Origin of the sequence: Enterobacteriaceae endosymbiont of Plateumaris rustica (genome assembly GCF_012562965.1) — a bacterium.
GTDB lineage: Bacteria > Pseudomonadota > Gammaproteobacteria > Enterobacterales > Enterobacteriaceae.
In genome coordinates this window covers 184,523-206,980 of record NZ_CP046228.1, presented here as the reverse complement: position 1 = coordinate 206,980, position 22,458 = coordinate 184,523, and the positions used below count along the sequence as shown (strand labels likewise).

Below are 22,458 nucleotides of genomic sequence, written 5' to 3'. Positions count from 1 at the left end.
TTTTTATAATAAGATTATTAAATTATATTTTTAATTATGTTTTTAAATATAAAAAATATATTATTATTTTTAATTATTAATTGATATACCATCTATTATATAATTAAAATTATATTATGAAAAAACATTAATAATTAATAATTTTATATATAAATATATTTATATATTCAATAATTATAATTTTATTTATATAAGGATATCAAAATGAGTAATTATTTTAATAAATTAAATTTTCGTGAAAAATTAAAAAATTTAAAAAAATGTAGATTAATGAAATTTAAAGAATTTTCTAATGGAGTAAATTATTTAAAAAATAAAAAAATAGTTATTATAGGATGCGGAGCACAAGGATTAAATCAAGGATTAAATATGAGAGATTCAGGATTAAATATCTCATATACTTTAAAAAAAGATTCTATTAAAGAAAAAAATTTATCTTGGCAAAAAGCTTATAAAAATAAATTTATTATTGGTACATATAATGAATTAATTCCTAATGCTGATTTAATTATTAATTTAACTCCTGATAAAAATCATAGTGAACTCTTACGAAATATAAAAAGTTTAATAAAACCTGGTGCTACAATAGGATATTCTCATGGTTTCAATATTGTAGAAGAAGGAGAAAAATTTTCCAAAAATATAAATATAATTATGGTTGCTCCAAAATGTCCAGGAACAGAAGTTAGAGAAGAATACAAAAGAGGTTTTGGTGTACCATCATTAATAGCTGTACACCAACAAAATAATTATAATAATAATAATGGATTAGAAATAGCAAAAGCTTGGGCTGTGGGAATAGGTAGTCATAAAGCAGGCATATTAGAATCTTCTTTTGTTGCAGAAGTAAAATCTGATTTAATGGGTGAACAAACTGTTCTATGTGGTATGTTACAAACTTCTTCTATATTATTATTTGATCAATTAATAAGTCGTAAAGTAAATAAAGAATATGCATCACAATTTATTCAATTTGGATGGGAATATATTACTGAATCTTTAAAACAAGGAGGTATTACTTTAATGATGGATAGGTTGGATAATAAAAATAAAATTAGAGCTTATGAATTATCTTTAATTTTAAAAAAAATTTTAAAACCATTATTTCAATTACATATGGACAATATTATTTCTGGAAAATTTTCTAAAGAAATAATAGATGATTGGAACAATAATAATAAAAATTTATTAAATTGGAGAGAAAAAATAAGAAATAATAAATTTGAACAAACATTAGTTGGTAATAATATTATTATAAATGAACAAGAAATTTTTAATCATGGTTTATTTATGGTAGCTATAATTAAAGCTAGTGTTGAATTATCATATGAAATAATGATAGAAACAGGAATTTCACCAAAATCGGCATATTATGAATCATTACATGAGTTACCTTTAATTGCAAATATTATTGCAAGAAAAAAATTATATGAAATGAACAAAGTAATATCTGATACAGCAGAATATGGTAATTATTTATTTTCTAATCAAGCTATACCTTTATTAAAAGATTTTATAAATAATTTAAAAGATGAAGATTTAGGAATTATAGATATTAAACATATATCTGTTAAAAATAAATATTTATTAAATATTAATTCAATAATTAGAAATCATTCAATTGAAAAAATTGGTTATATATTACGAAAATATATGACTAAGATGAAATCTCTCTAAAAATAATTTTAAATATTTACTCTCTTAAATTAAATATTTCAAGAGAGTAAAATAATATATTAATTTATTTATAAAAAAATTATATTTTTTATAAATTATATTTTTCGTTCATTAATTTTTCAATTAATAATATTAATATATGGATTATTTTAATATGTATTTCTTGGATTCTATCTGCGTAACCATTATGAATTACTGAAATTTTTACATCAATCAAATTTTTTATTTTATTTGAAAGATAATTACCATTAAGTAATATTATTTTCATATTTTTTTTTTTAGCAGCATATAATGCATTAATTATATTTATAGATTTTCCAGAAGCGGTTAAAGCAAATAAAACATCTTTAGGTTGTCCTAATGCTTCTATATAACGAGAAAAAACATATTCATAACCATAATCATTACTTACACAAGAAAAATAAGATATATCTGATATGCATAATGCAGGATATGCAGATCTTTTATTTCTGTATTTTCCTGTTAACTCTTCTGCAAAATGCATAGCATCACAATGTGAACCACCATTACCACAAGAAATAACTTTATTATTATTTAAAAAAGATTTTACAATTAAATTAGCTGCTAATTTAATATTAGTAATATTTTGATTATTTTTTATAAAATCTTTTAAAATATTAGATGCTGATAATAATTCTGAATGAATAATTTTATTATACATTATAGTCTTTACTAAAAATTATTTTTTAATTTAAATAATTAATTTTTAAAAATTAATTTTAACTTATATAATATTATTTAACAATAACAATTATTGTTAATTGGTATATTTGGAGGTTTATTTGACTAATAATAAAGCACTTTTAATAATGGAAGATGGAACAAAATTTTTTGGAAAATCTATTGGAATTGATGGTACAGTTATAGGAGAAGTTGTTTTTAATACATCTATGACTGGATATCAAGAAATAATTACTGATCCATCTTACTATAAACAAATTCTTACTCTTACATATCCTCATATCGGAAATATTGGTATTAATCAAGAAGATGAAGAATCATCTAAAATTTATCTAAAAGGTTTGATTATTCATAATTTATCTGAATTATCAAGTAACTATAGAAGTCAAAATAATTTAGATATTTATTTGAAAAAAAAACATGTAGTTGCTATTTCAGATATTGATACTCGTCAATTAACACGTTTATTACGTAATAAAAAAATTAATATTGGATGTATTATTACTAATACAATAAATATTAATCTTCACAATATTAGAAATAAAATTAAACAATATCCAGGATTACAAGGATTAGATTTAGTTAAAGAAATAACAACTCATAAAAATTACTCTTGGATAAAAGGAAATAAAAAATATCAAATAATTAAAAAAAATATAGAAAAAAAATTATTATTACCTATGCATATAATAGCATATGATTTTGGTATTAAAAAAAATATTTTACAAATGTTGGTAGACCGAGGATGTCGTGTTACTGTTATTTCTGCTTATACAGATTTTAAAGAACTTATAAAATTAAATCCTGATGGAATTTTTTTATCTAATGGTCCTGGAGATCCTAAACCATGTTTTTATGCTATTTATGCTGTAAAACAATTATTAAAAACAAATATTCCAATCTTTGGAATATGTTTAGGACATCAAATTCTTGCACTTGCAAGTGGAGCTAAAACAATAAAAATGACTTTAGGACATCATGGAAGTAATCATCCTGTAAGAAATATACAAACAAATAAAATATTAATAACAACACAAAATCATGGATTTACAATTGATATAAATCATATACCAGTAAATTTAAGAATAACACATAGATCTTTATTTGATAATACTATACAAGGTATTCATCGTATTGATAAACCCGCTTTTGGTTTTCAAGGACATCCTGAAGCTAGTCCAGGTCCTCATGATGCTTCTATATTATTTGATTATTTTATAGAATTAGTTCAAAAATATTGTAAAAAAAAACAAAATGTAAGAGATTATAATCATGCCGAAAAATACTGATATAAAGAGTATTATGATTTTAGGAGCAGGTCCTATAGTTATAGGACAAGCATGCGAATTTGATTATTCAGGAACACAAGCATGTAAGGCTTTGAAAGAAGAAGGATATAAATTAATTTTAATTAATTCTAATCCGGCTACAATTATGACTGATCCTGATATTGCTGATGTTACTTATATAGAACCTATACAATGGGAAATTATAACTAAGATTATACAAAAAGAAAAACCTAATGCTATTTTACCGACTATGGGTGGACAAACAGCTTTAAATTGTATTTTAGATTTAAATAAAAATAATATTTTAAATAAATTTAATGTAAAAATTATTGGAGTTACTATTGAAGCAATTCATAAAGCTGAAAATCGTTATTATTTTTCAAAAATTGTAAAAAAATTAGGTTTAAATATAGCTACTTCTAAAATTGTAAATAATATTGATGATGCTATTCACTTTGTGAATAAAATTGGATTTCCATGCATTATTAGACCATCTTTCACTATGGGTGGAAGTGGAGGAGGTGTAGCACATAATTTAAAAGAATTTATAAATATTTATAATAGAGGAATAAATTTATCCCCTAATAAAGAATTATTAATTGATGAATCTTTAATAGGATGGAAAGAATATGAAATGGAAGTAATAAGAGATAAAAATGGAAATTGTATTGTTATATGTTCAATTGAAAATATTGATTCTATGGGTATTCATACTGGAGATTCTATTACTGTTGCTCCAGCTCAAACTTTATCTGATAAAGAATATCAAATAATGAGAAATGCTTCTATATTGATTATGAAAGAAATAGGAATAGAATCAGGTGGATCTAATGTACAATTTGCTATTAATCCTAAAAATGGTAAACTAGTAGTAATTGAAATGAATCCTCGTGTATCACGATCATCTGCTTTAGCTTCTAAAGCAACAGGATTTCCTATAGCAAAAATATCAGCAAAATTATCTGTGGGATACACATTAGATGAATTAATGAACGATATAACTAATAAAAAAATTCCTGCATCTTTTGAACCTACTATTGATTATGTAGTTATAAAAATACCTCGATTTAATTTTGAAAAATTTATAGGAGCTAGTGATAGATTATCTACACAGATGAAATCTGTAGGAGAAATTATGGCAATAGGAAGAACATTTCAAGAATCTATTCAAAAAGCTTTACGAAGTTTAGAAATAGGAATTAATGGTTTTACACCTAAAATAAAAAATTTAAATAATAATTTTTTAAATTTTATTATAAATGAATTAAAAACACCAGGACCAGATAGAATTAGATTTATAGCTGATGCTTTTAGATTAGGTATATCAATAAAGAATATTTTTCATTATTCTCATATAGATCCTTGGTTTTTAGCACAAATAAAAGAAATAATTACTATTGAAAATAAAATAAAATCTTTAGGTATAAATTGTTTAAAAAATAAAAATTATTTTTTTAATTTAAAAAAAAAAGGATTTTCAGATTCTAGATTAGCTGATTTATTACAAATTTCTGAAAAAAAAGTACGTAATTTACGCTATAGTCATAATTTACATCCAGTATATAAAAGAGTTGATACATGTGCGGCAGAATTTGAAACTAATACTGCATATATATATTCTACATATGCTACAGAATGTGAATCTAATCCTAGTAATAACAATAAAAAAATTATGATTTTAGGAAGTGGTCCTAATAGAATTGGTCAAGGAATAGAATTTGATTATTGTTGTGTTCATGCTGCTATGGTATTACGTGATAATAAATTTGAAACTATTATGGTTAATTGTAATCCTGAAACAGTATCTACTGATTATGATATTTCAGATCGTTTATATTTTGAACCAATTACTTTAGAAGATATATTAGAAATTATTAGAATAGAAAAACCTCAAGGAGTTATTGTACAGTATGGTGGACAAACTCCATTAAATTTAGCTAGATTATTAGAAAAACAAGGGGTTAATATTATTGGTACAAGTCCATCTTCTATTGATACAGCTGAGAATAGAAAAAAATTTCAACATATAGTTAATTCTTTAAAATTAAAACAACCAGAAAATTTTATAGTATATAATTTAAATGAAGCAATAGAAAAATCTCAAATAATTGGTTATCCTATAGTAATAAGACCATCTTATGTATTAGGTGGTAGATCAATGGAATTAATTTATAATATAAATGATTTAAAAACATATTATAAAATTAATAATATTCCAGTCTTATTAGATAAATTTTTAGATAATGCAATAGAAGTTGATGTAGATGCTATTTGTGATAGAAAAAATGTTTTTATTGCTGGTATAATGGAACATGTAGAATATGCTGGAGTACATTCTGGTGATTCTGCTTGTTCTTTACCTACAAATAATCTTAGTGATTTTATTTTAAATATAATTAGATCACAAGTAAAAAAATTAGCTATAGCACTTAATATTTGTGGTGTTTTCAATGTACAATTTGCTATTAAAAATAATGACGTTTATTTAATAGAAGTTAATCCTAGAGCTTCACGTACTATTCCATTTATATCTAAAGCTATAGGAATACCTTTAGCAAAGATAGGAACATTAGTAATGGTAGGAAAAACTTTACCTAATTTAAAAATTAACAAAGAAATTATTCCTCATTATTTTTCTGTAAAAGAAGTAGTATTACCATTTAATAAATTTTATGGGGTAGATCCAATTTTAGGTCCTGAAATGCATTCAACAGGAGAAGTAATGGGTATTGGATATACTTTTGCAGAAGCTTTTGCTAAAACTATGTTAAGTATAAAAGTTAATATAAAAAAAATAGGTTCAGTATTAATCTCTGTTAGAGATCAAGATAAAATTGCAGTTATTCCATTAGTAAAAAAATTAATTAAATATGGTTTAAATATTGATGCAACTAATGGTACTGGTAAATTTTTAAAAAATAAAAATATAAAAGTTAATATTGTAAGAAAAGTAGAAGAAAAATCACCTAATATTATAGATTTTATAAAAAATAAGAAGTATAATTATATCATTAATACTACATCTATTAAAAGTTCTATTGAAATGTCTAAACTTATTAGAATTTTTGCTTTAGAAAATGGAATTCATTGTGATACAACAATTAATGGTTCTATTGCTACAATATTAGCTATGGATGTTAATCCTAAAAAAAGAATATTTTCTTTACAGGAAATTCATAAAACATTAATTAGAAATATATAAAAATAAAATTAATTATAAATATTATTATTTAATAATAAATATATTTTTATTATTTACAAAAATTATATTATAATTTATAAATTAATAATTTTCATAAGATATGTTTAATATAAAAAAACATTTTTTTAATAAAAATTGTGTGGATTTTTCCAATGATTTATTAAAATTAATTTTATTAGATACATGGAGTTTTATAATTATACAAGGACAAGATAGTAAAATTTTTTTACAAAATCAACTAACAATAGATATTAATGAATTAGATAATAATCCATTATGTTTTTTACATGCATTACATTGCAATGTTAAAGGAAAAATATTAACAAATATGTATATTTTTAAATATAAAAATGGTTATTGTTATATAGTAAGGAAAAATATTGTAAAAGATTATTTAAATAAAATAAAAAAATATATAATTTTATATAAAATAAATATTTTATTACAAACATCACAAATTATTTTAGGATTATCAGGAATAAATTCTAATAAAATTTTATCTAAAATATTTAATAAATATGATTTTTCTTCTAATGAAAAAAATTTATTTATTTATAATAATAATATTTTTTTAAAATTTATACTTCCCATAAAACGATATTTTATGATTTTAGATCAAAAACATACAAAATTTTTAATAAAAAATATAATAGATAAGAACATATTAATATATGATAGTAATCAATGGACTAAATTTAATATGGAAATAGGATACCCTATTTTTGATATAAATAATAGTATTAAATTTCTTCCTCAAGAATCTAATATGAATTTTTTTAATGCTATTAATTTAAATAAAGGATGTTATTTAGGACAAGAAATAATTAGTATTTCACATTTTAGAAAAAAGAAAAATAAATCATTATTTTTGTTAGAAGGTATAGCTAATTTTTTACCATCATTTTATGATGAATTAGAATTTTGTTCTAATCAAACAAAAGATATTTATAAAATAAATTCAAAAGGGGGAGGTATACTATCTTCAATAAAATTTAAAAATAATATTATTTGGATACAAGCAATATTAAAGAAAGAATTTCAATTTTCTTCTTCAATAAAATTAATAAAAGATAAACATAGTAATTTCTTTGTTAAAAAATTTAATTAATTAAGTAAATTTTAATTTTAATTCTTAAATTATAAGTAAATTTATAAGTAAACAAATATTTATATATTATTAATTTTTATTATATAGTTGTTTAATATAATAATAGGAATTGAAAAAAATGAAAAAAATAATTTTTATAATTTTAACTATATTTGTTAATTTTTGCTATAACACAAATAATGTTATGGCTGATACTATTAAAAATAATAAAAATGATTGGTATTTAGGATCAAAAATTGGATGGTCTCAATATGATAACCTTTTAGGTTATAGTATTAAAAAAGGAGATAGTTCAAAAATAAATAAAATAGGTAGTGGATTTTTCTTAGGTTATAAAGAAAACCGTTATTTAAATTTTGAATTAGGTTATGATTGGTTAGGATTAATTTCTCGTAATCATAAAAATTTAATTAATTTATTCAGAGCACAAGGAATACAATTATCTACTAAAATTATTTGTCCAATAATTGGAAATTTAGATATATATAGTCGTTTAGGTGCTATTATTACACGTATAGATGTTAAAAATAATAATCATTATAATTATTTTTATAATGCTACACCATTATTATCTTTAGGAAGTGAATATAAAATAAATAATAGTTGGTCATCTAGATTAGAATATCAATTTACAAGAAAAATTGGCAGTAATGATGTTATTGGTCAAGAAACTAACAATTCAATGTTAGTTTTTGGTTTATCATATTCTTTTGATAAACATAAATCTTCTAAATTAATTGATAAAATTTTTTTTGAAAAATTAAGTAATAATCGTTTTAATATAAAATCTAAAATATTTTTTAAATTTAATGATTTTACTTTACAAAATCATTCTAAAGAAATATTAAATCAAATTGCTCATAGAATAAAACTTATTAATTATCACATTAATTTAACAAAAGTTGCGGGATTTGCTGATTTTATTGGAAGAAAAAAATATAATTTTTCTCTTTCTAACAAAAGAGCTAATATGGTATCTAAATATTTAATCTCACAAGGTGTATTAAAAGATATTTTATTTATTGAAAGTTTAGGTAGTGTTAGATCAGAAGATAATATAAATTGTAAACAATTAAAAAATTATAAATTATTAAAAAAATGTTTAGAATCGGATCGTGTTGTAGAAATAGATATTTCAGGTTATTATCATAACTTACTAGAATTTTTATACTAAAATTTAATTATTTTAATTTTAATATTAATAAATAAGTAATACAGAAATTTATATTTCTGTATTACTTATTTAAGTATTCTATTATTTATTAAAATTATATTTGATAAAATTAAAAATTTTAAATAATTGATTTAAAAATCAGTAGAATATTAATTCTATAAGATTAAATTACTATAGGATTATATATTATGGTATATAGAAAAAATTTTTTTTCTAAAAAAGAATTAATTATTGCTAGCCATGGAAAATTATTTAATAATGAAAATCCAAAATTATCATCTAGTAAAATGTTATTAATAGATCAAATTGTTAAAATTACAAAATATGGAGGAACACATAATAAAGGATATATAGAAGCAAATTTATATATTAATCCTAATATATGGTTTTTTTCTTATCATTTTATTAATGATCCTATTATGCCAGGATGTTTAGGATTAGATTCAATGTTTCAATTAGTTGGTTTTTATTTAGGATGGCTAGGATGTAAGGGTAAAGGTAGAGCTTTAGGAGTAAAGAATGTGAAATTTATTAGAGAAATATTACCTACATCTAAGAAATTAACTTATTGTATTAATTTTAAACGAATTATTAATATAAATTATATTATTGGCATAGCAAATGGAATAGCATTATCTAATAACAAATTAGTATATAAAGCTAATAATTTAAAAGTAGGTTTATTATAAAATGCCCGAAGGTGGAATTGAACCACCGACACGGGGATTTTCAGTCCACTGCTCTACCAACTGAGCTATCCGGGCATTAAATTAAGGTTTATTATGACAATAATTACTATATGACGTCAATAGTTTATTATTAATTATAAAAATTATTTTTAATAAATAATTTTTATAATATCATTCTTTCTATAAAAAAACTTAATATAATTGATAAACTAGTAATTATAATTCCTGGAATTAAAAAAGAATGATTAAAAACATAATTACCTATTTTAGTTGAACCAGTATCATCCATTTCTACTGCAGATAATATAGTTGGATATATTGGAAATAAAAAAAGAGCTGAAATAGCAGTAAAAGATCCTATTATAATTTTAGGAGAGATACCTAAAGTGATTAAACTTGGAATTATAGCTTTTGTTGTTGCTGCTTGAGAATAAAATAAAGATGTTATAAAAAATAAAATAATAGATAACATCCAAGGATATTGTTGTACTATATTTAAGATAATAAATTTCATTTCATGAATATGTGATTTAATAAAAGTATCACCTAACCACGATACTCCCATTACACAAATACAAGCATTAATACCTGATTTAAAAATATTTGTACTAGTAATTTTTTTTATTTTAATTTTACATATAATAGATATTATTAATGCAGTTGTTAACATGAATATTATTATTGATTCAGTTCTTGATAGAATTTTCATTTGATTAGAAAAAATATAATCACATAATATATTATATATAAGAATTGTTATAATTCCTATTAAGAATAATAATATTGAATATTTACCATTTTTTTTGTTTTGTATTTTTTTATTACAAGAAAAATTATAAGTATTTAACGAATTTTTTTTTTTAATATTATATAAACTAATTATTATTGAAGTAATTAAAATTGATATGAATGTTGATGGAATTAGAATGATTAATAATTGATTATAACTAATTCCTAATGGATCTAATATTTTAGATAAATATATTAATGATGCAGATATAGGTGATGCTGTAACTCCAATTTGAGATGCTACTACAGATATTGATAATGGATATACTGGTTTTATACCATTTTTTTTAGATATATTAATAATAACAGGAAATATTGAAAGTGCCGTATGTCCTGTTCCTGACAATAAAGTAATACAATAAGTCATTATAGGAGAAACAATTATAATATACTTTTTATTTTTAGATAAAATTTTATTCATATAGAATACTAAATATTCTATACCTCCAGATAATTTTACTGTAGAAATTGTAATTATTACAGATAAAATTATTTCTATTACATCAAATGGAATATTACCAATTTTTTTATGAAAAAATACTGTTAAAATCAATACTCCAAAAGTTCCAAATAAACCTAATGCCATACCACCTGACTTACAACCCATATATATGAGTAATAAAATAATAATTAATTCAATAAAAATCATAATATACCTTTTATTTTAGTTTTATTTATATTTTTAAAAAATAAAATAATATATTTTATAACCTACACTTTTTATAAAAAAAATTCTATTTATCGTTAATTTTTAATAAAATATGTTATATAATTAATTATATTTTAATTTTTTTAAAACATAGACCTTGAAACAGATAAAATATGTCCTTATCTTTCATGTCACCTTACTTAATAAAATAAATTAATATTAATTAAGATTATGTTAAACATATTTAATTATAAGGAGAATTTAATGAATATTCGTCCATTACATGATCGTGTAATTGTAAAACGTAAAAAAATTGAAACTAAGTCATCTGGCGGTATTGTATTAACTGGAACTGCCGTTGGAAAATCTACTCGTGGAGAAGTTTTGGCTGTAGGTAAAGGACGTATACTAGATAATGGTCAAGTAAAGCCATTAGATGTAAAAAAAGGTGATATAATAATATTTAATGATGGATATAATGTTAAAACAGAAAAAATTGATGATAAAGAAATATTAATAATGTCAGAAAGTGATATTTTGGCTATCGTAAAAGAATAGAAAAATTTTTTTGAAATAAATTTTATTTATAGTAATACTAATTTAAATAAATTTAAGGGATATTTAAAATGGCCGCTAAAGATGTAAAATTTGGTAATGATGCTCGTGTAAAAATGTTACGAGGCGTAAATGTATTAGCAGATGCAGTCAAAATTACACTTGGTCCGAAAGGAAGAAATGTAGTTTTAGATAAATCATTTGGTGCTCCTGCTATTACTAAAGATGGAGTGACAGTAGCTAGAGAAATTGAATTAGAAGATAAGTTTGAAAATATGGGAGCACAAATGGTAAAAGAAGTTGCTTCCAAAGCTAATGATGCAGCTGGAGATGGAACAACAACAGCTAGTGTTTTAGCACAAGCTATTGTTAGTGAAGGATTAAAAGCTGTTGCTGCTGGTATGAATCCTATGGATTTGAAGAGAGGAATAGACAAAGCAGTTATAGCAGCTGTAGAAGAATTAAAAATTCTTTCTGTACCATGTTCTAATTCTAAAGCTATAGCACAAGTAGGAACTATTTCAGCTAATGCAGATGAAGCAGTAGGTGATTTAATTGCACAAGCTATGAAAAAAGTAGGTAAAGAAGGTGTTATTACTGTAGAAGAAGGAAGTGGATTAGAAGATGAATTAGATGTTGTTGAAGGAATGCAATTTGACAGAGGATACTTATCTCCATATTTTATTAACAAATCAGAATCTGGAACAGTGGAACTGGAAAATCCATTTATATTATTAGTTGATAAAAAATTATCTAATATACGTGAAATGTTACCTGTTTTAGAAATGGTAGCTAAAGCAAATAAATCATTATTAATAATAGCAGAAGATGTTGATGGAGAAGCATTAGCTACTTTAGTAGTAAATACTATGCGTGGAGTTGTAAAAGTAGCTGCAGTTAAAGCTCCAGGTTTTGGAGATCGCCGTAAAGCAATGTTACAAGATATATCAATTTTAACAGGTGGTAATGTTATTTCTGAAGAAATTGGTTTAGAATTAGAAAAAACTAAATTAAACGATTTAGGACAAGCAAAACGTATTGTAATAAATAAAGATACAACTACTATTATAGATGGTATGGGCAAACAAAGTGATATTTCTAGTCGTGTAGTACAAATAAGACAACAAATAGATGAAGCTACATCAGACTATGATCGTGAAAAATTACAAGAACGTGTAGCAAAATTAGCTGGAGGAGTTGCTGTATTAAAAGTTGGTGCCGCTACTGAAGTTGAAATGAAAGAAAAAAAAGCTAGAGTAGAAGATGCTTTACATGCTACTAGAGCAGCTGTGGAAGAAGGAGTTGTTGCAGGTGGTGGAGTAGCATTAGTTCGTGTAGCAGCAAAATTAAATAATTTAAAAGGTCAAAATGAAGACCAAAATATGGGTATAAAAGTTGCATTAAGAGCTATGGAAGCTCCATTACGTCAAATAGTATTTAATTCTGGAGAAGAACCATCTGTTGTAGCAAATAATGTTAAAGATGGGCAAGGTAACTATGGATATAATGCAGCCAGTGAAGAATATGGTGATATGATTAAATTTGGTATTTTAGATCCTACTAAAGTAACACGTTCTGCTTTACAATATTCAGCTTCTGTTGCAGGACTTATGATTACTACAGAATGTATGGTAACAGATTTACCAAAAGATGAAAAATCTGAAATAAATAATACACCTCCATCTGGTATGGGTGGTGGTATGGGTGGTATGATGTAATAAAATAAAAATATATTTTAAATATATTTTAAATTAGTATAAATTGTTTTAAGTATTTTTGCTGTGCTTATCATAAAGCACAGCATTTATTTTATTAAATTTAATTAATTTTAAAATATTTTTAATAAAAAATATTTGAAATATTAAATTAATTGATGATAATTTTTGTTTAAATATATTAATTAAAATTTTTTAATGGTTATATAATAATGATTAATTATTCTAGTAATAATTTTAAAATTGGTATGAAATTTATATTTTTAAATGAACCATATTCAATAGAATCTAGTAATTTTGTAAAACCAGGTAAAGGTCAAGCATTTGTTAGAATTAAAATGCGTAATTTAATTACTGAAAAATTAATTGATAAAACTTTTAAATCAACTCATTCTTTAAATACTGCAGATATAACAGAAAATAATTTAATATATTTATATACTGAAAAAAATAATTTTTATTATTTTATGTATAAGGAAAATTTTGAACAAATAATGATTAATAAATTAATAATAAAAGATAAATATAAATGGTTGATTTCTAATCAAGTTTATAATATAACATTATGGAATGAATCTCCTATATTTATAACTTTGCCAAATTTTATTAATTTAACAATTATTAATACGGATATGAATATAAAAAATGAAACAATAAATAATATTAGTAAACAAGCAATTCTTAGTAATGGAGAAGTAATTAAAGTACCATCATTTATAAAAATAGGTGATAAAATTAAAATAGATATTAGAAATAAATCATATGTTTCTCGTTTTAAAAAATAATTTATTAAAATAAAATTTTTAATAAATTTAATATTTTTATTAAATTTTAATATGATAAAAAATAATAATTTAATATGGTTAGATTTAGAAATGACAGGATTAAATCCTAATTTAAATCGTATTATTGAAATAGCTATTATTATTACAGATAATAATTTAAATATATTAACCGAAGGACCTGTAATAGCAATTCATCAATCAAAAAAAGAATTAGATAATATGGATAAATGGAATTTAAAAACACATAAAAAAACTGGGTTAATTAATAGAGTTAATAAAAGTATATTTAATGAAAAGAAAACTGAAAAATATATTTTAAATTTTTTAAAATTATGGATATATCCACAAAAATCTCCTATGTGTGGAAATAGTATTTGTCAAGATAGAAGATTTATATATAACTATATGCCTAATTTAGAAAAATATTTTCATTATCGTAATATTGATGTAAGTACTATAAAAGAATTAATAAAAATATGGAAAAAAAATGATTTTATTAAATTTAAAAAAAATAATAAACACAGTGCTATACAAGATATATATCAATCATTAGAAGAATTAAAGTTTTATAGAAAACATTTTTTTAATATTTAATTTTAATTATATAAAAAATATTGACAATAAAATAATATTTTTATTACTATAAAAAGAGTTTAAACTTAAAATTTATTCAATTATGCGGGAATAGCTCAGATTGGTAGAGTACAACCTTGCCATGGTTGGGGTCGCGAGTTCGAATCTCGTTTCCCGCTCAAAATAATTTCTTAATTAAAATACATGTCTATTAAAATATTACCTAAAGAAATTATAAAACAAATAGCAGCTGGTGAAGTTATTGATAGACCATCAGCGGTTGTTAAAGAACTTATTGAAAATAGTATTGATGCTTTATCATCTCAAATAAATATATATATTGAAAAAGGAGGAATAAAATCAATTAAAATTAATGATAATGGAATTGGTATGTCTAAAAATGATTTATTATTATGTTTAAAAAAATATGCAACAAGTAAAATAAAAAATTTAAATGATTTAGAATATTTTAAAAGCTTTGGTTTTAGAGGTGAAGCATTAACTAGTATTAAAAATATATCTAGAATAAAAATTATTTCAAAAACAATATATCAAAAAACAGCTTGGGAAATATATACAGAAGGAATGGATAATAATATAATTTATATAAGACCATCACCAAATACTATGGGAACGACAATAGAAGTATTAGATCTTTTTTATAATATTCCAGCTAGAAGAAAATTTATATCTAATAATAAAATAGAATTTATACATATTAAAAATATAATTAAATCTGTTATTTTAATGAAATTAAATATAGGAATTAAATTTATATATAATAATAAAATTATTTATAATTTTCCAAAAGTAGAAAGTAATATATCTTATATTAAAAGAATTAAAAGTATATGTGGTCAAGATTTTATTAAACAATCATTAGAAATAAATTCAAATTATCATAAAATGAATTTATTTGGTTGGATTACAATTCCAAATAATAAATATTCAATTAATATAAAAAAATATTTTTACATTAATAATCGTATTATTAATAATAAATTTATTAATCGTATTATTAAAGAAATATGTAAAATTAAATTTGGTTTTTATTATCATCAATCATTTTTAATTTATTTAGAAATAGAATCAAATAAAATTGATATTAATATACATCCACAAAAAAAAGATGTAAATTTTTTTCAATTAGAATTAATTTATAATTTTTTTCATAAAAGTATATTAAATTATTCATCTATTCATAAAAATAAAAATAGTATTTTTACTATAAATAAAGAAAAAAATAATTTTAATAGAGAAAATAAATTTATTATAAATAAAAATATAGATACTTATAATAATATATTATTTAATAAAATAAAAAAAAAAAAATTAGTTTTATTAAAAAATATTCCTGTTTTTCATTTTAAAAATTTTGGTATATTAAGAACAATATTAAAAAATAATTGGATTATAGTTGAAAAGAATAATATTTTATTTTATCTTTCTGTAAAAGAAATAGAATTTTTATTATTAAAAATAAAATATAAGTTTTATTTGAAAAATCAAAATAACATTGAAATTATTTTTTTAAATTTAAAAATAAAATTAATTGAAAAAGAATTAGAAATTTTTTACAAATTAAGAAAAATTTTACAAACTTTAGGATTTAATTTTATTATAAATAATTATAATAAATATAAATTACAATTAATATCTATACCATCTTTATTATCAAATTTTGATATACAACTTTTTTTTATAAATTTGTTTAAATATTTTTTAATTAAAAATGATATTTCTTTAAAAAAAATATTAAAATGGATTATTATATATATAATTAATATTCCAAAATTATGGGATTATTTTAAAATAATTGATTTATTAATGGAATTTGAATTATTTATTTTTGAAAAAAATACTATTATAATTACAAAATTATTTTATCCAATAAGTTTTAGCAAATATATTATATGAATAATAAATTACCACCAATAATATTTTTAATGGGTACTACAGCTTCAGGAAAAACTCATTTAGCAATGAAATTATCTAAAATTTTTCCTATTGAATTAATAAGTGTAGATTCTTCTTTAATATATAAATGGATGAATATAGGTACTGCTAAACCAAATAAAAAAGATCTTTATTATACAAAACATTGGTTAATTGATATTAAAGAACCACATGAATATTATTCTGTATTTGAATTTTATTATGATACTTTAAAAATTATTAAAAAAATCATTAAAAAAGGAAACATACCATTATTAGTTGGTGGTAGTATGTTTTACTATAAAAAATTAATAGATCCAATTTCTATTTTACCATCTGCTAATATTAAAATTCGTAATATAATTATTAATAAAATAAAAAATCATCATAAATATCAATCTTTACATGATATGTTAAATGAAGTAGATTTATGTTCTGCAAATAAAATTCATCCTTCTGATATACAAAGAAATTTAAGAGCATTAGAAGTTTTTTTTTTAACAGGAAAACCATTAAGTGAACTTATAAAAATTAAAAGAGATAAAATTCCTTATAAAATATATCAATTTGGATTAACTTATTATGATCGTAATAAATTATATGATTCTATAAATAATAGATTAATAAAAATGTTTCAATTAGGATTTGAATCAGAAGTAAGAAATCTTTTATATAATAAAAAATTACAAAAAAATTTTCCTTCAATGCGTTGTATTGGTTATAAAGAAATGTATTTATACATTGAAAATAAAATAAATTATAAAGATATGATAGATCAAATAATTTTATCTACACATCATTTAGTTAAAAAACAATTAACATGGTTAAAAAATTGGAATAATATATATTGGTTAAATAGTGAAAATTTAAATTTTGCATATAATTATATGATAAACATCATAAATAAAAAATTTTTTTAAAAGTAATTTTATAATTATTAAAAAATATGGTATATATAATTAATTGAAATATTATATGATTTACTTTTATTACTAGTAAATAAAAAAATATGAATAAAAATGGTTTTAATAAAAATAAAATAATAAAATACTCATTTATATTTTTTTTATTTGTTAGTCTATTTTTATTTATTAATGGATTTTATATTATTAAAAATACAGATAAAGGTGTTGTTACTAGATTAGGTAAGTTGCATAATGTGGTTTTACCAGGATTACATTGGAAATTATTTTTTTTTGATAAACTTAATATTGTAAATGTTGTTTTTGTAAAAATATTAATTAGAAATATTTTTATTTTAACTTTAGATTTATATCCAATTTATGTAAAGATGATTACAGAATATAAAGTTGTTAATCCATTATTACATTTACTATATAATAAAGATTTTATATATAATTTTAAAGATTCTATTGATAGTGTTTTAAATCAAGTTATAGGAAAATTTCCAATAAATTATATTTTAACTAATAATTATAATGTAATAAATGATGAAATTAAAAAAAAATTACAATTAATAGCAAAAAAATATAATTTTGGTATTGATATTTCAAATATTAGTATTGAATATGTTTATCTTCCTAAAAAAATAGAAAAATTATTTAATAATTATTTTCTTGTTAAAGAAAATAAAAAAAAATGTATACGAGACGTAATATTATATTATAAAAAAATTGATTATATAAAATAATAATAAAAAATAATCTTTATTATAATAATAATAATTATTTATTTAAAATATAATTTATAATTAAATTTAATTAAAAGAATTTTAAAAAATGTGTAAATATTTAATTTATTTACTAATAATAATATTAAATTTTTTATATTTATCTATATTCATTATTAATGAAGGTTATATTGGTGTTTATTTTAATAATGATAAAAATCATAATATTATTAAAATATATAAACCAGGGTTATATTTTCAAGTACCATTTTTAAATCAAATTAAAATTTTAAATTCTGGATTATTCAATACTAATTTTCAAATTCAAAAATTTATTTTGAAAAATAAAATAGATCTAGTAATTAAATCTTATGTAATGTGGAAAATTGTTGATTATAAACAATATTTTTTAAAAACTAATGGTAATTTAATTCAAACTGAAATTTATATTAAGAAATATTTTAGTGATAAATTACAATTAAAACTTGATAAATTAAATATTAAAAAAGTTTTGAATAATAATCATGATTTTTCAGTTAAGAATTTATCAAATTGTGAAAATAATAATTTTAAAGAAAATTTTGTATCTAAATTATTTTTTCAAAATGATAATAATAAAATTTTTATTAAAAATTTATTAAATTTAGGGATAGATATTATTGATGTTAGAATTAAAAAAATTATTTTATCTAAAAATATGTTAAAAAGTATAATTAATCGTATTAGTTATGAATTAAAATTTATAATTTATAATGAAAAAAATAAAACAAAAAAAATTGTGAAAGAAATCAAAAATAAAATAAATAATAAAAATATTAAAATATCGAATAAATTTAAACATAAATCTTGTTTATAAAAATATAATTCTATTAAAAATTTAATAAAAAGATAAAAAAATATAAAATTATAAATTTATTTAGTAAAAATATTAATTATATTTTTTATTATCAAATAGTAAATAATACAAAACATATAATTTTAATTAATAAAGAAGATTATTTTAAATTTAATTTAAAAACATTTTTTGTAAAAAATCTTTTTTTTTCATTTTATAAATGATAAAATAAAGATTAAATATTAAAATAATTATATAATATGGAAGATATTATTTTTGGAATTTATCCTGTAATAAATTTATTAAAAAATAATCCTAGCTTATTTAAAAAAATTTATATATTAAATAATAAAAAAATTACTAATAAAATTAAAGAAATATTTATTTATATAAATAAATATAATATTCCATATTATATGGTAAAAAAACAATGGTTAAATAAAAAAACTAATAATCATGTACATCAAGGAATATTAGGTATAATTTTTTTAAAAAAATCTAAATATCATAAAAATGATATATTAAAAATAATTAAAAAATTTAAAAAACCATTTATTTTAATGTTAGATAGAATTACAGATCCACAAAATTTTGGAGCATGTATAAGAACTGCTGTAGCGGCTAAAATTAATATTATTATATTATCTAAACATCATTCATCAAAATTAAATTCAACAGTGAGAAAAATATCTTGTGGAACATCAGAGATGTTACCAATTATATTTGTTAATAGCTTAATTCAAATAATTAATTTGTTAAAAAATAATAATATAACTATAATAGGAACAGATAATAAAAGTAAAAATATTATTTATGATAAAAAAATATATTTACCTATATGTTTAATTATGGGATCAGAAAATAAAGGAATAAGACCTATTATAAAAAATAATTGTGATATATTATTAAGTATACCATTATTTAATAATATTAATTCTTTAAATGTTTCTGTATCTACTGGTATTTTTCTATTTGAAATAATAAGACAAAATTTATTTTTAAAATAGTATATATGATATAAAATATTATTTATATTATTTAAAAATAAATTTACTATTTAGTAAAATAAATTGAGATCTTATTATGAATAATCCTCTTTTAAAAAATTTTATTTTACCTCCATTTAATGAAATTAAATATAAATTCATTATTCCTGCAATTCAATTTATCATTAATAATAATAAATTATTAATAAATAAATTATTAATAAATTATAAAAATAATTATAATTGGGAAAATTTTTGTCAACCATTATTAGAAATAGATGAAAATTTTAATCGTATTTTTTCATTAATAAATCATTTAAATTATGTAGTTAATACTAATAAATTACGAAAAATATATAATATTATTATTCAAATAATTACTGAATATAATTTATGGATTATACAAAATGAAAAATTATATAATGCTTATATATTTATAAAAAAAAATAAATTTAATTTATTAAACCATATAAAAAAAAAATTTATTAAAAATAAATTACTTGATTATAAATTATCAGGTATTTTACTATCTAATCATTCTAAAAAAGAATATGCAAAAATTGTAGAAAATTTATCTTGTTTAAGTATTATTTTTGATAATAATATATTTGATAGTATGAGATCTTGGAAATTAAATATTTTTTCTAAAATAGAATTAAAAGGAATTCCTAATAATATTATTAGTTTAATGAAAGATAATGCTAAAAAGAAAAATAAAAAAGGATATCTAATATATTTAAATATGCCAATTTATCTTGCAATAATGAAATTTTGTGAAAATAAAACACTTCGTAAATCATTATATTATATTTATAATACTAGAGCTTCAGATAAAGTAAATAATTATAATAATTTTCCTGTTATTATTAAAGAATTGAAATTACGCTATAAATTAGCAAATTTATTAAAATATAATTCTTATACAGAAAAATCTCTCGTAAATAAATCAGCTAAAAATTTACATAAAATTTTATTCTTTCTTAAAAATTTAGTTAAATTTTCTTATCATCAAGCTAAAAAAGAAGTATCTGATTTAAAACAATTTATTAAAAATAAATATAATTTAATTAAAATTAAATCGTGGGATACAATGTTTTATGTAGAAAAATATAAATATTATTTATATGGTATAGATGATAATATTATACGTTCTTATTTTCCATTATCTTACGTGATAAATGGAATGTTTAAAATTACAAATAAAATTTTTAGTTTAATTTTTAAAAAAAGAAAAGTAAATGTTTGGGATAATAGTGTATTATTTTTTGATGTTTTTAATAAAAAAAATGAATTATATGGAAGTATATATTTTGATTTATATTTTCGTAAAAATAAAAGAAATGGAGCTTGGATGGATATTTGTCAATCTAGATTGATGAAATCTAATAATATATTACAATATCCAATAGCTTATATTAATTGTAATTTTACTACTCCAATTAATAATATTTCTTTATTAACACATAATGATGTTATAACATTATTTCATGAATTTGGTCATGCATTACATCATATTATAACAAAAATAAACATTCCTAATATTTCTGGAATTAATGGAGTTTATTTTGATATAATAGAATTTCCTAGTCAATTTATGGAGTCTTGGTGTTGGGAACCAGAAGTTATTTCTTTAATTTCTAATCATTATCAAACTAATGAAAATATGCCAGAAAATATTATAAATAATTTAGTTAAATCTAAACAATATAATTCTGCATTATCTATAATGCGTCAAATTGAATTAAGTTTATTTGATATAAGAATACATGATGAATTTAATCCAGAAAAAAATAGTAATCAAATATTAAAATTAATGTATGAAATTAGATCCAGTTTAATTTCAATCACAAAAATTCCATCTTGGAATAAATATATAAATATCTTTAATCATATATTTTCAGGAGAATATGCAGCTGGTTATTATAGTTATTTATGGTCAGAACAATTAGCTGCAGATTCTTTTTTATATTTTAAAGAAAATAATTTATTTAATAAAACTATAGGAAAAAATTTTTTAAATAATTTTTTATCAAAAATTAATATTGAAGATCCTTTTATTTTATTTGAAAAATTTAGAAAAAGAAAATTAGATAGTAATATTTTACTTATACATAAGGGTATTAAAATAATTAAATAATTATTTATAAATTATTATTTAATTATTA

The 22,458-nt window shown here is 19.8% G+C and carries 18 protein-coding genes and 2 tRNA genes; 17 read left to right on the top strand and 3 right to left on the bottom strand.

The genetic code is table 11. From position 1 onward, the window contains the following. Positions 1-204: 204 nt before the first annotated feature. Entirely contained in the window at positions 205-1,677 is a 1,473-nt protein-coding gene (gene ilvC / locus GJT82_RS00980) for a ketol-acid reductoisomerase (RefSeq protein ID WP_168819374.1), read from the top strand. A gap of 88 nt (positions 1,678-1,765) precedes the next feature. On the opposite strand, the gene lpcA is transcribed toward ilvC, so the two are convergent. After that, positions 1,766-2,359, bottom strand: coding sequence for a D-sedoheptulose 7-phosphate isomerase (gene lpcA, locus GJT82_RS00975; protein WP_168819372.1), 594 nt, complete (start codon positions 2,357-2,359; stop codon positions 1,766-1,768). Positions 2,360-2,480: 121 nt separating this feature from the next. Here lpcA and carA point away from each other — a divergent pair, with 121 nt between their 5' ends. The 5 genes from carA to fabA all read left to right on the top strand — a co-directional run bounded on the left by carA (position 2,481) and on the right by fabA (position 9,841). Further along, positions 2,481-3,668 (top strand): glutamine-hydrolyzing carbamoyl-phosphate synthase small subunit, encoded by a 1,188-nt coding sequence (gene carA, locus GJT82_RS00970; RefSeq protein ID WP_281348978.1) that lies wholly within the window; start codon positions 2,481-2,483, stop codon positions 3,666-3,668. After that, complete coding sequence (carB, locus tag GJT82_RS00965; RefSeq protein ID WP_168819370.1) at positions 3,652-6,870, top strand: carbamoyl-phosphate synthase large subunit; 3,219 nt, start codon at positions 3,652-3,654, stop codon at positions 6,868-6,870. Before carA ends, carB begins: the two co-directional genes overlap by 17 nt. A 100-nt stretch (positions 6,871-6,970) precedes the next feature. Beyond that, a complete protein-coding gene (gene ygfZ, locus GJT82_RS00960; protein ID WP_168819360.1) occupies positions 6,971-7,978 on the top strand; it encodes a tRNA-modifying protein YgfZ in 1,008 nt (335 codons plus the stop codon). Positions 7,979-8,096: 118 nt separating this feature from the next. After that, positions 8,097-9,152 carry an OmpA family protein gene (locus tag GJT82_RS00955; RefSeq protein WP_168819358.1) on the top strand — a complete coding sequence of 352 codons (1,056 nt, stop codon included), beginning with the start codon at positions 8,097-8,099 and terminating at the stop codon, positions 9,150-9,152. Between the two features lie 188 nt (positions 9,153-9,340). After that, positions 9,341-9,841 (top strand): bifunctional 3-hydroxydecanoyl-ACP dehydratase/trans-2-decenoyl-ACP isomerase, encoded by a 501-nt coding sequence (gene fabA, locus GJT82_RS00950; RefSeq protein ID WP_168819357.1) that lies wholly within the window; start codon positions 9,341-9,343, stop codon positions 9,839-9,841. 2 nt (positions 9,842-9,843) lie between these two features. Here the strand turns inward: fabA and GJT82_RS00945 are convergent. Together GJT82_RS00945 and GJT82_RS00940 are read right to left on the bottom strand one after the other, a co-directional pair. Further along, positions 9,844-9,916, bottom strand: a tRNA-Phe gene (locus GJT82_RS00945). An 88-nt stretch (positions 9,917-10,004) separates the two neighbouring features. Beyond that, complete coding sequence (locus tag GJT82_RS00940) at positions 10,005-11,279, bottom strand: anaerobic C4-dicarboxylate transporter family protein (protein WP_168819355.1); 1,275 nt, start codon at positions 11,277-11,279, stop codon at positions 10,005-10,007. Positions 11,280-11,543: 264 nt separating this feature from the next. On the opposite strand from GJT82_RS00940, the gene GJT82_RS00935 reads away from it, so the two are divergent. The 11 genes from GJT82_RS00935 to GJT82_RS00885 all read left to right on the top strand — a co-directional run bounded on the left by GJT82_RS00935 (position 11,544) and on the right by GJT82_RS00885 (position 22,430). Then, positions 11,544-11,837 (top strand): co-chaperone GroES, encoded by a 294-nt coding sequence (locus GJT82_RS00935; RefSeq protein WP_168819353.1) that lies wholly within the window; start codon positions 11,544-11,546, stop codon positions 11,835-11,837. Positions 11,838-11,905: 68 nt separating this feature from the next. Beyond that, positions 11,906-13,552: a chaperonin GroEL gene (gene groL / locus GJT82_RS00930; protein WP_168819351.1), complete on the top strand. Its 1,647-nt coding sequence runs from the start codon at positions 11,906-11,908 to the stop codon at positions 13,550-13,552. Between the two features lie 209 nt (positions 13,553-13,761). Further along, positions 13,762-14,334 carry an elongation factor P gene (efp, locus tag GJT82_RS00925; protein WP_168819349.1) on the top strand — a complete coding sequence of 191 codons (573 nt, stop codon included), beginning with the start codon at positions 13,762-13,764 and terminating at the stop codon, positions 14,332-14,334. A 51-nt stretch (positions 14,335-14,385) separates the two neighbouring features. Further along, a complete protein-coding gene (orn, locus tag GJT82_RS00920; protein ID WP_168819347.1) occupies positions 14,386-14,928 on the top strand; it encodes an oligoribonuclease in 543 nt (180 codons plus the stop codon). Between the two features lie 84 nt (positions 14,929-15,012). After that, a tRNA-Gly gene (locus GJT82_RS00915) sits at positions 15,013-15,086 on the top strand. Positions 15,087-15,111: 25 nt separating this feature from the next. Next, positions 15,112-16,824, top strand: a complete 1,713-nt coding sequence (gene mutL, locus GJT82_RS00910) for a DNA mismatch repair endonuclease MutL (protein ID WP_168819345.1) — start codon at positions 15,112-15,114, stop codon at positions 16,822-16,824. Next, on the top strand, positions 16,821-17,762 hold the full coding sequence (miaA, locus tag GJT82_RS00905; RefSeq protein WP_168819343.1) for a tRNA (adenosine(37)-N6)-dimethylallyltransferase MiaA: 942 nt from the start codon (positions 16,821-16,823) through the stop codon (positions 17,760-17,762). Before mutL ends, miaA begins: the two co-directional genes overlap by 4 nt. Before the next feature lie 89 nt (positions 17,763-17,851). Beyond that, positions 17,852-18,493 (top strand): SPFH domain-containing protein, encoded by a 642-nt coding sequence (locus GJT82_RS00900; protein ID WP_168819341.1) that lies wholly within the window; start codon positions 17,852-17,854, stop codon positions 18,491-18,493. A gap of 88 nt (positions 18,494-18,581) precedes the next feature. Continuing rightward, positions 18,582-19,328: an SPFH domain-containing protein gene (locus GJT82_RS00895; RefSeq protein WP_168819339.1), complete on the top strand. Its 747-nt coding sequence runs from the start codon at positions 18,582-18,584 to the stop codon at positions 19,326-19,328. A 239-nt stretch (positions 19,329-19,567) separates the two neighbouring features. After that, on the top strand, positions 19,568-20,314 hold the full coding sequence (rlmB, locus tag GJT82_RS00890) for a 23S rRNA (guanosine(2251)-2'-O)-methyltransferase RlmB (protein WP_168819336.1): 747 nt from the start codon (positions 19,568-19,570) through the stop codon (positions 20,312-20,314). Positions 20,315-20,390: 76 nt separating this feature from the next. After that, complete coding sequence (locus GJT82_RS00885) at positions 20,391-22,430, top strand: M3 family metallopeptidase (RefSeq protein ID WP_168819334.1); 2,040 nt, start codon at positions 20,391-20,393, stop codon at positions 22,428-22,430. Positions 22,431-22,458: the final 28 nt, after the last annotated feature.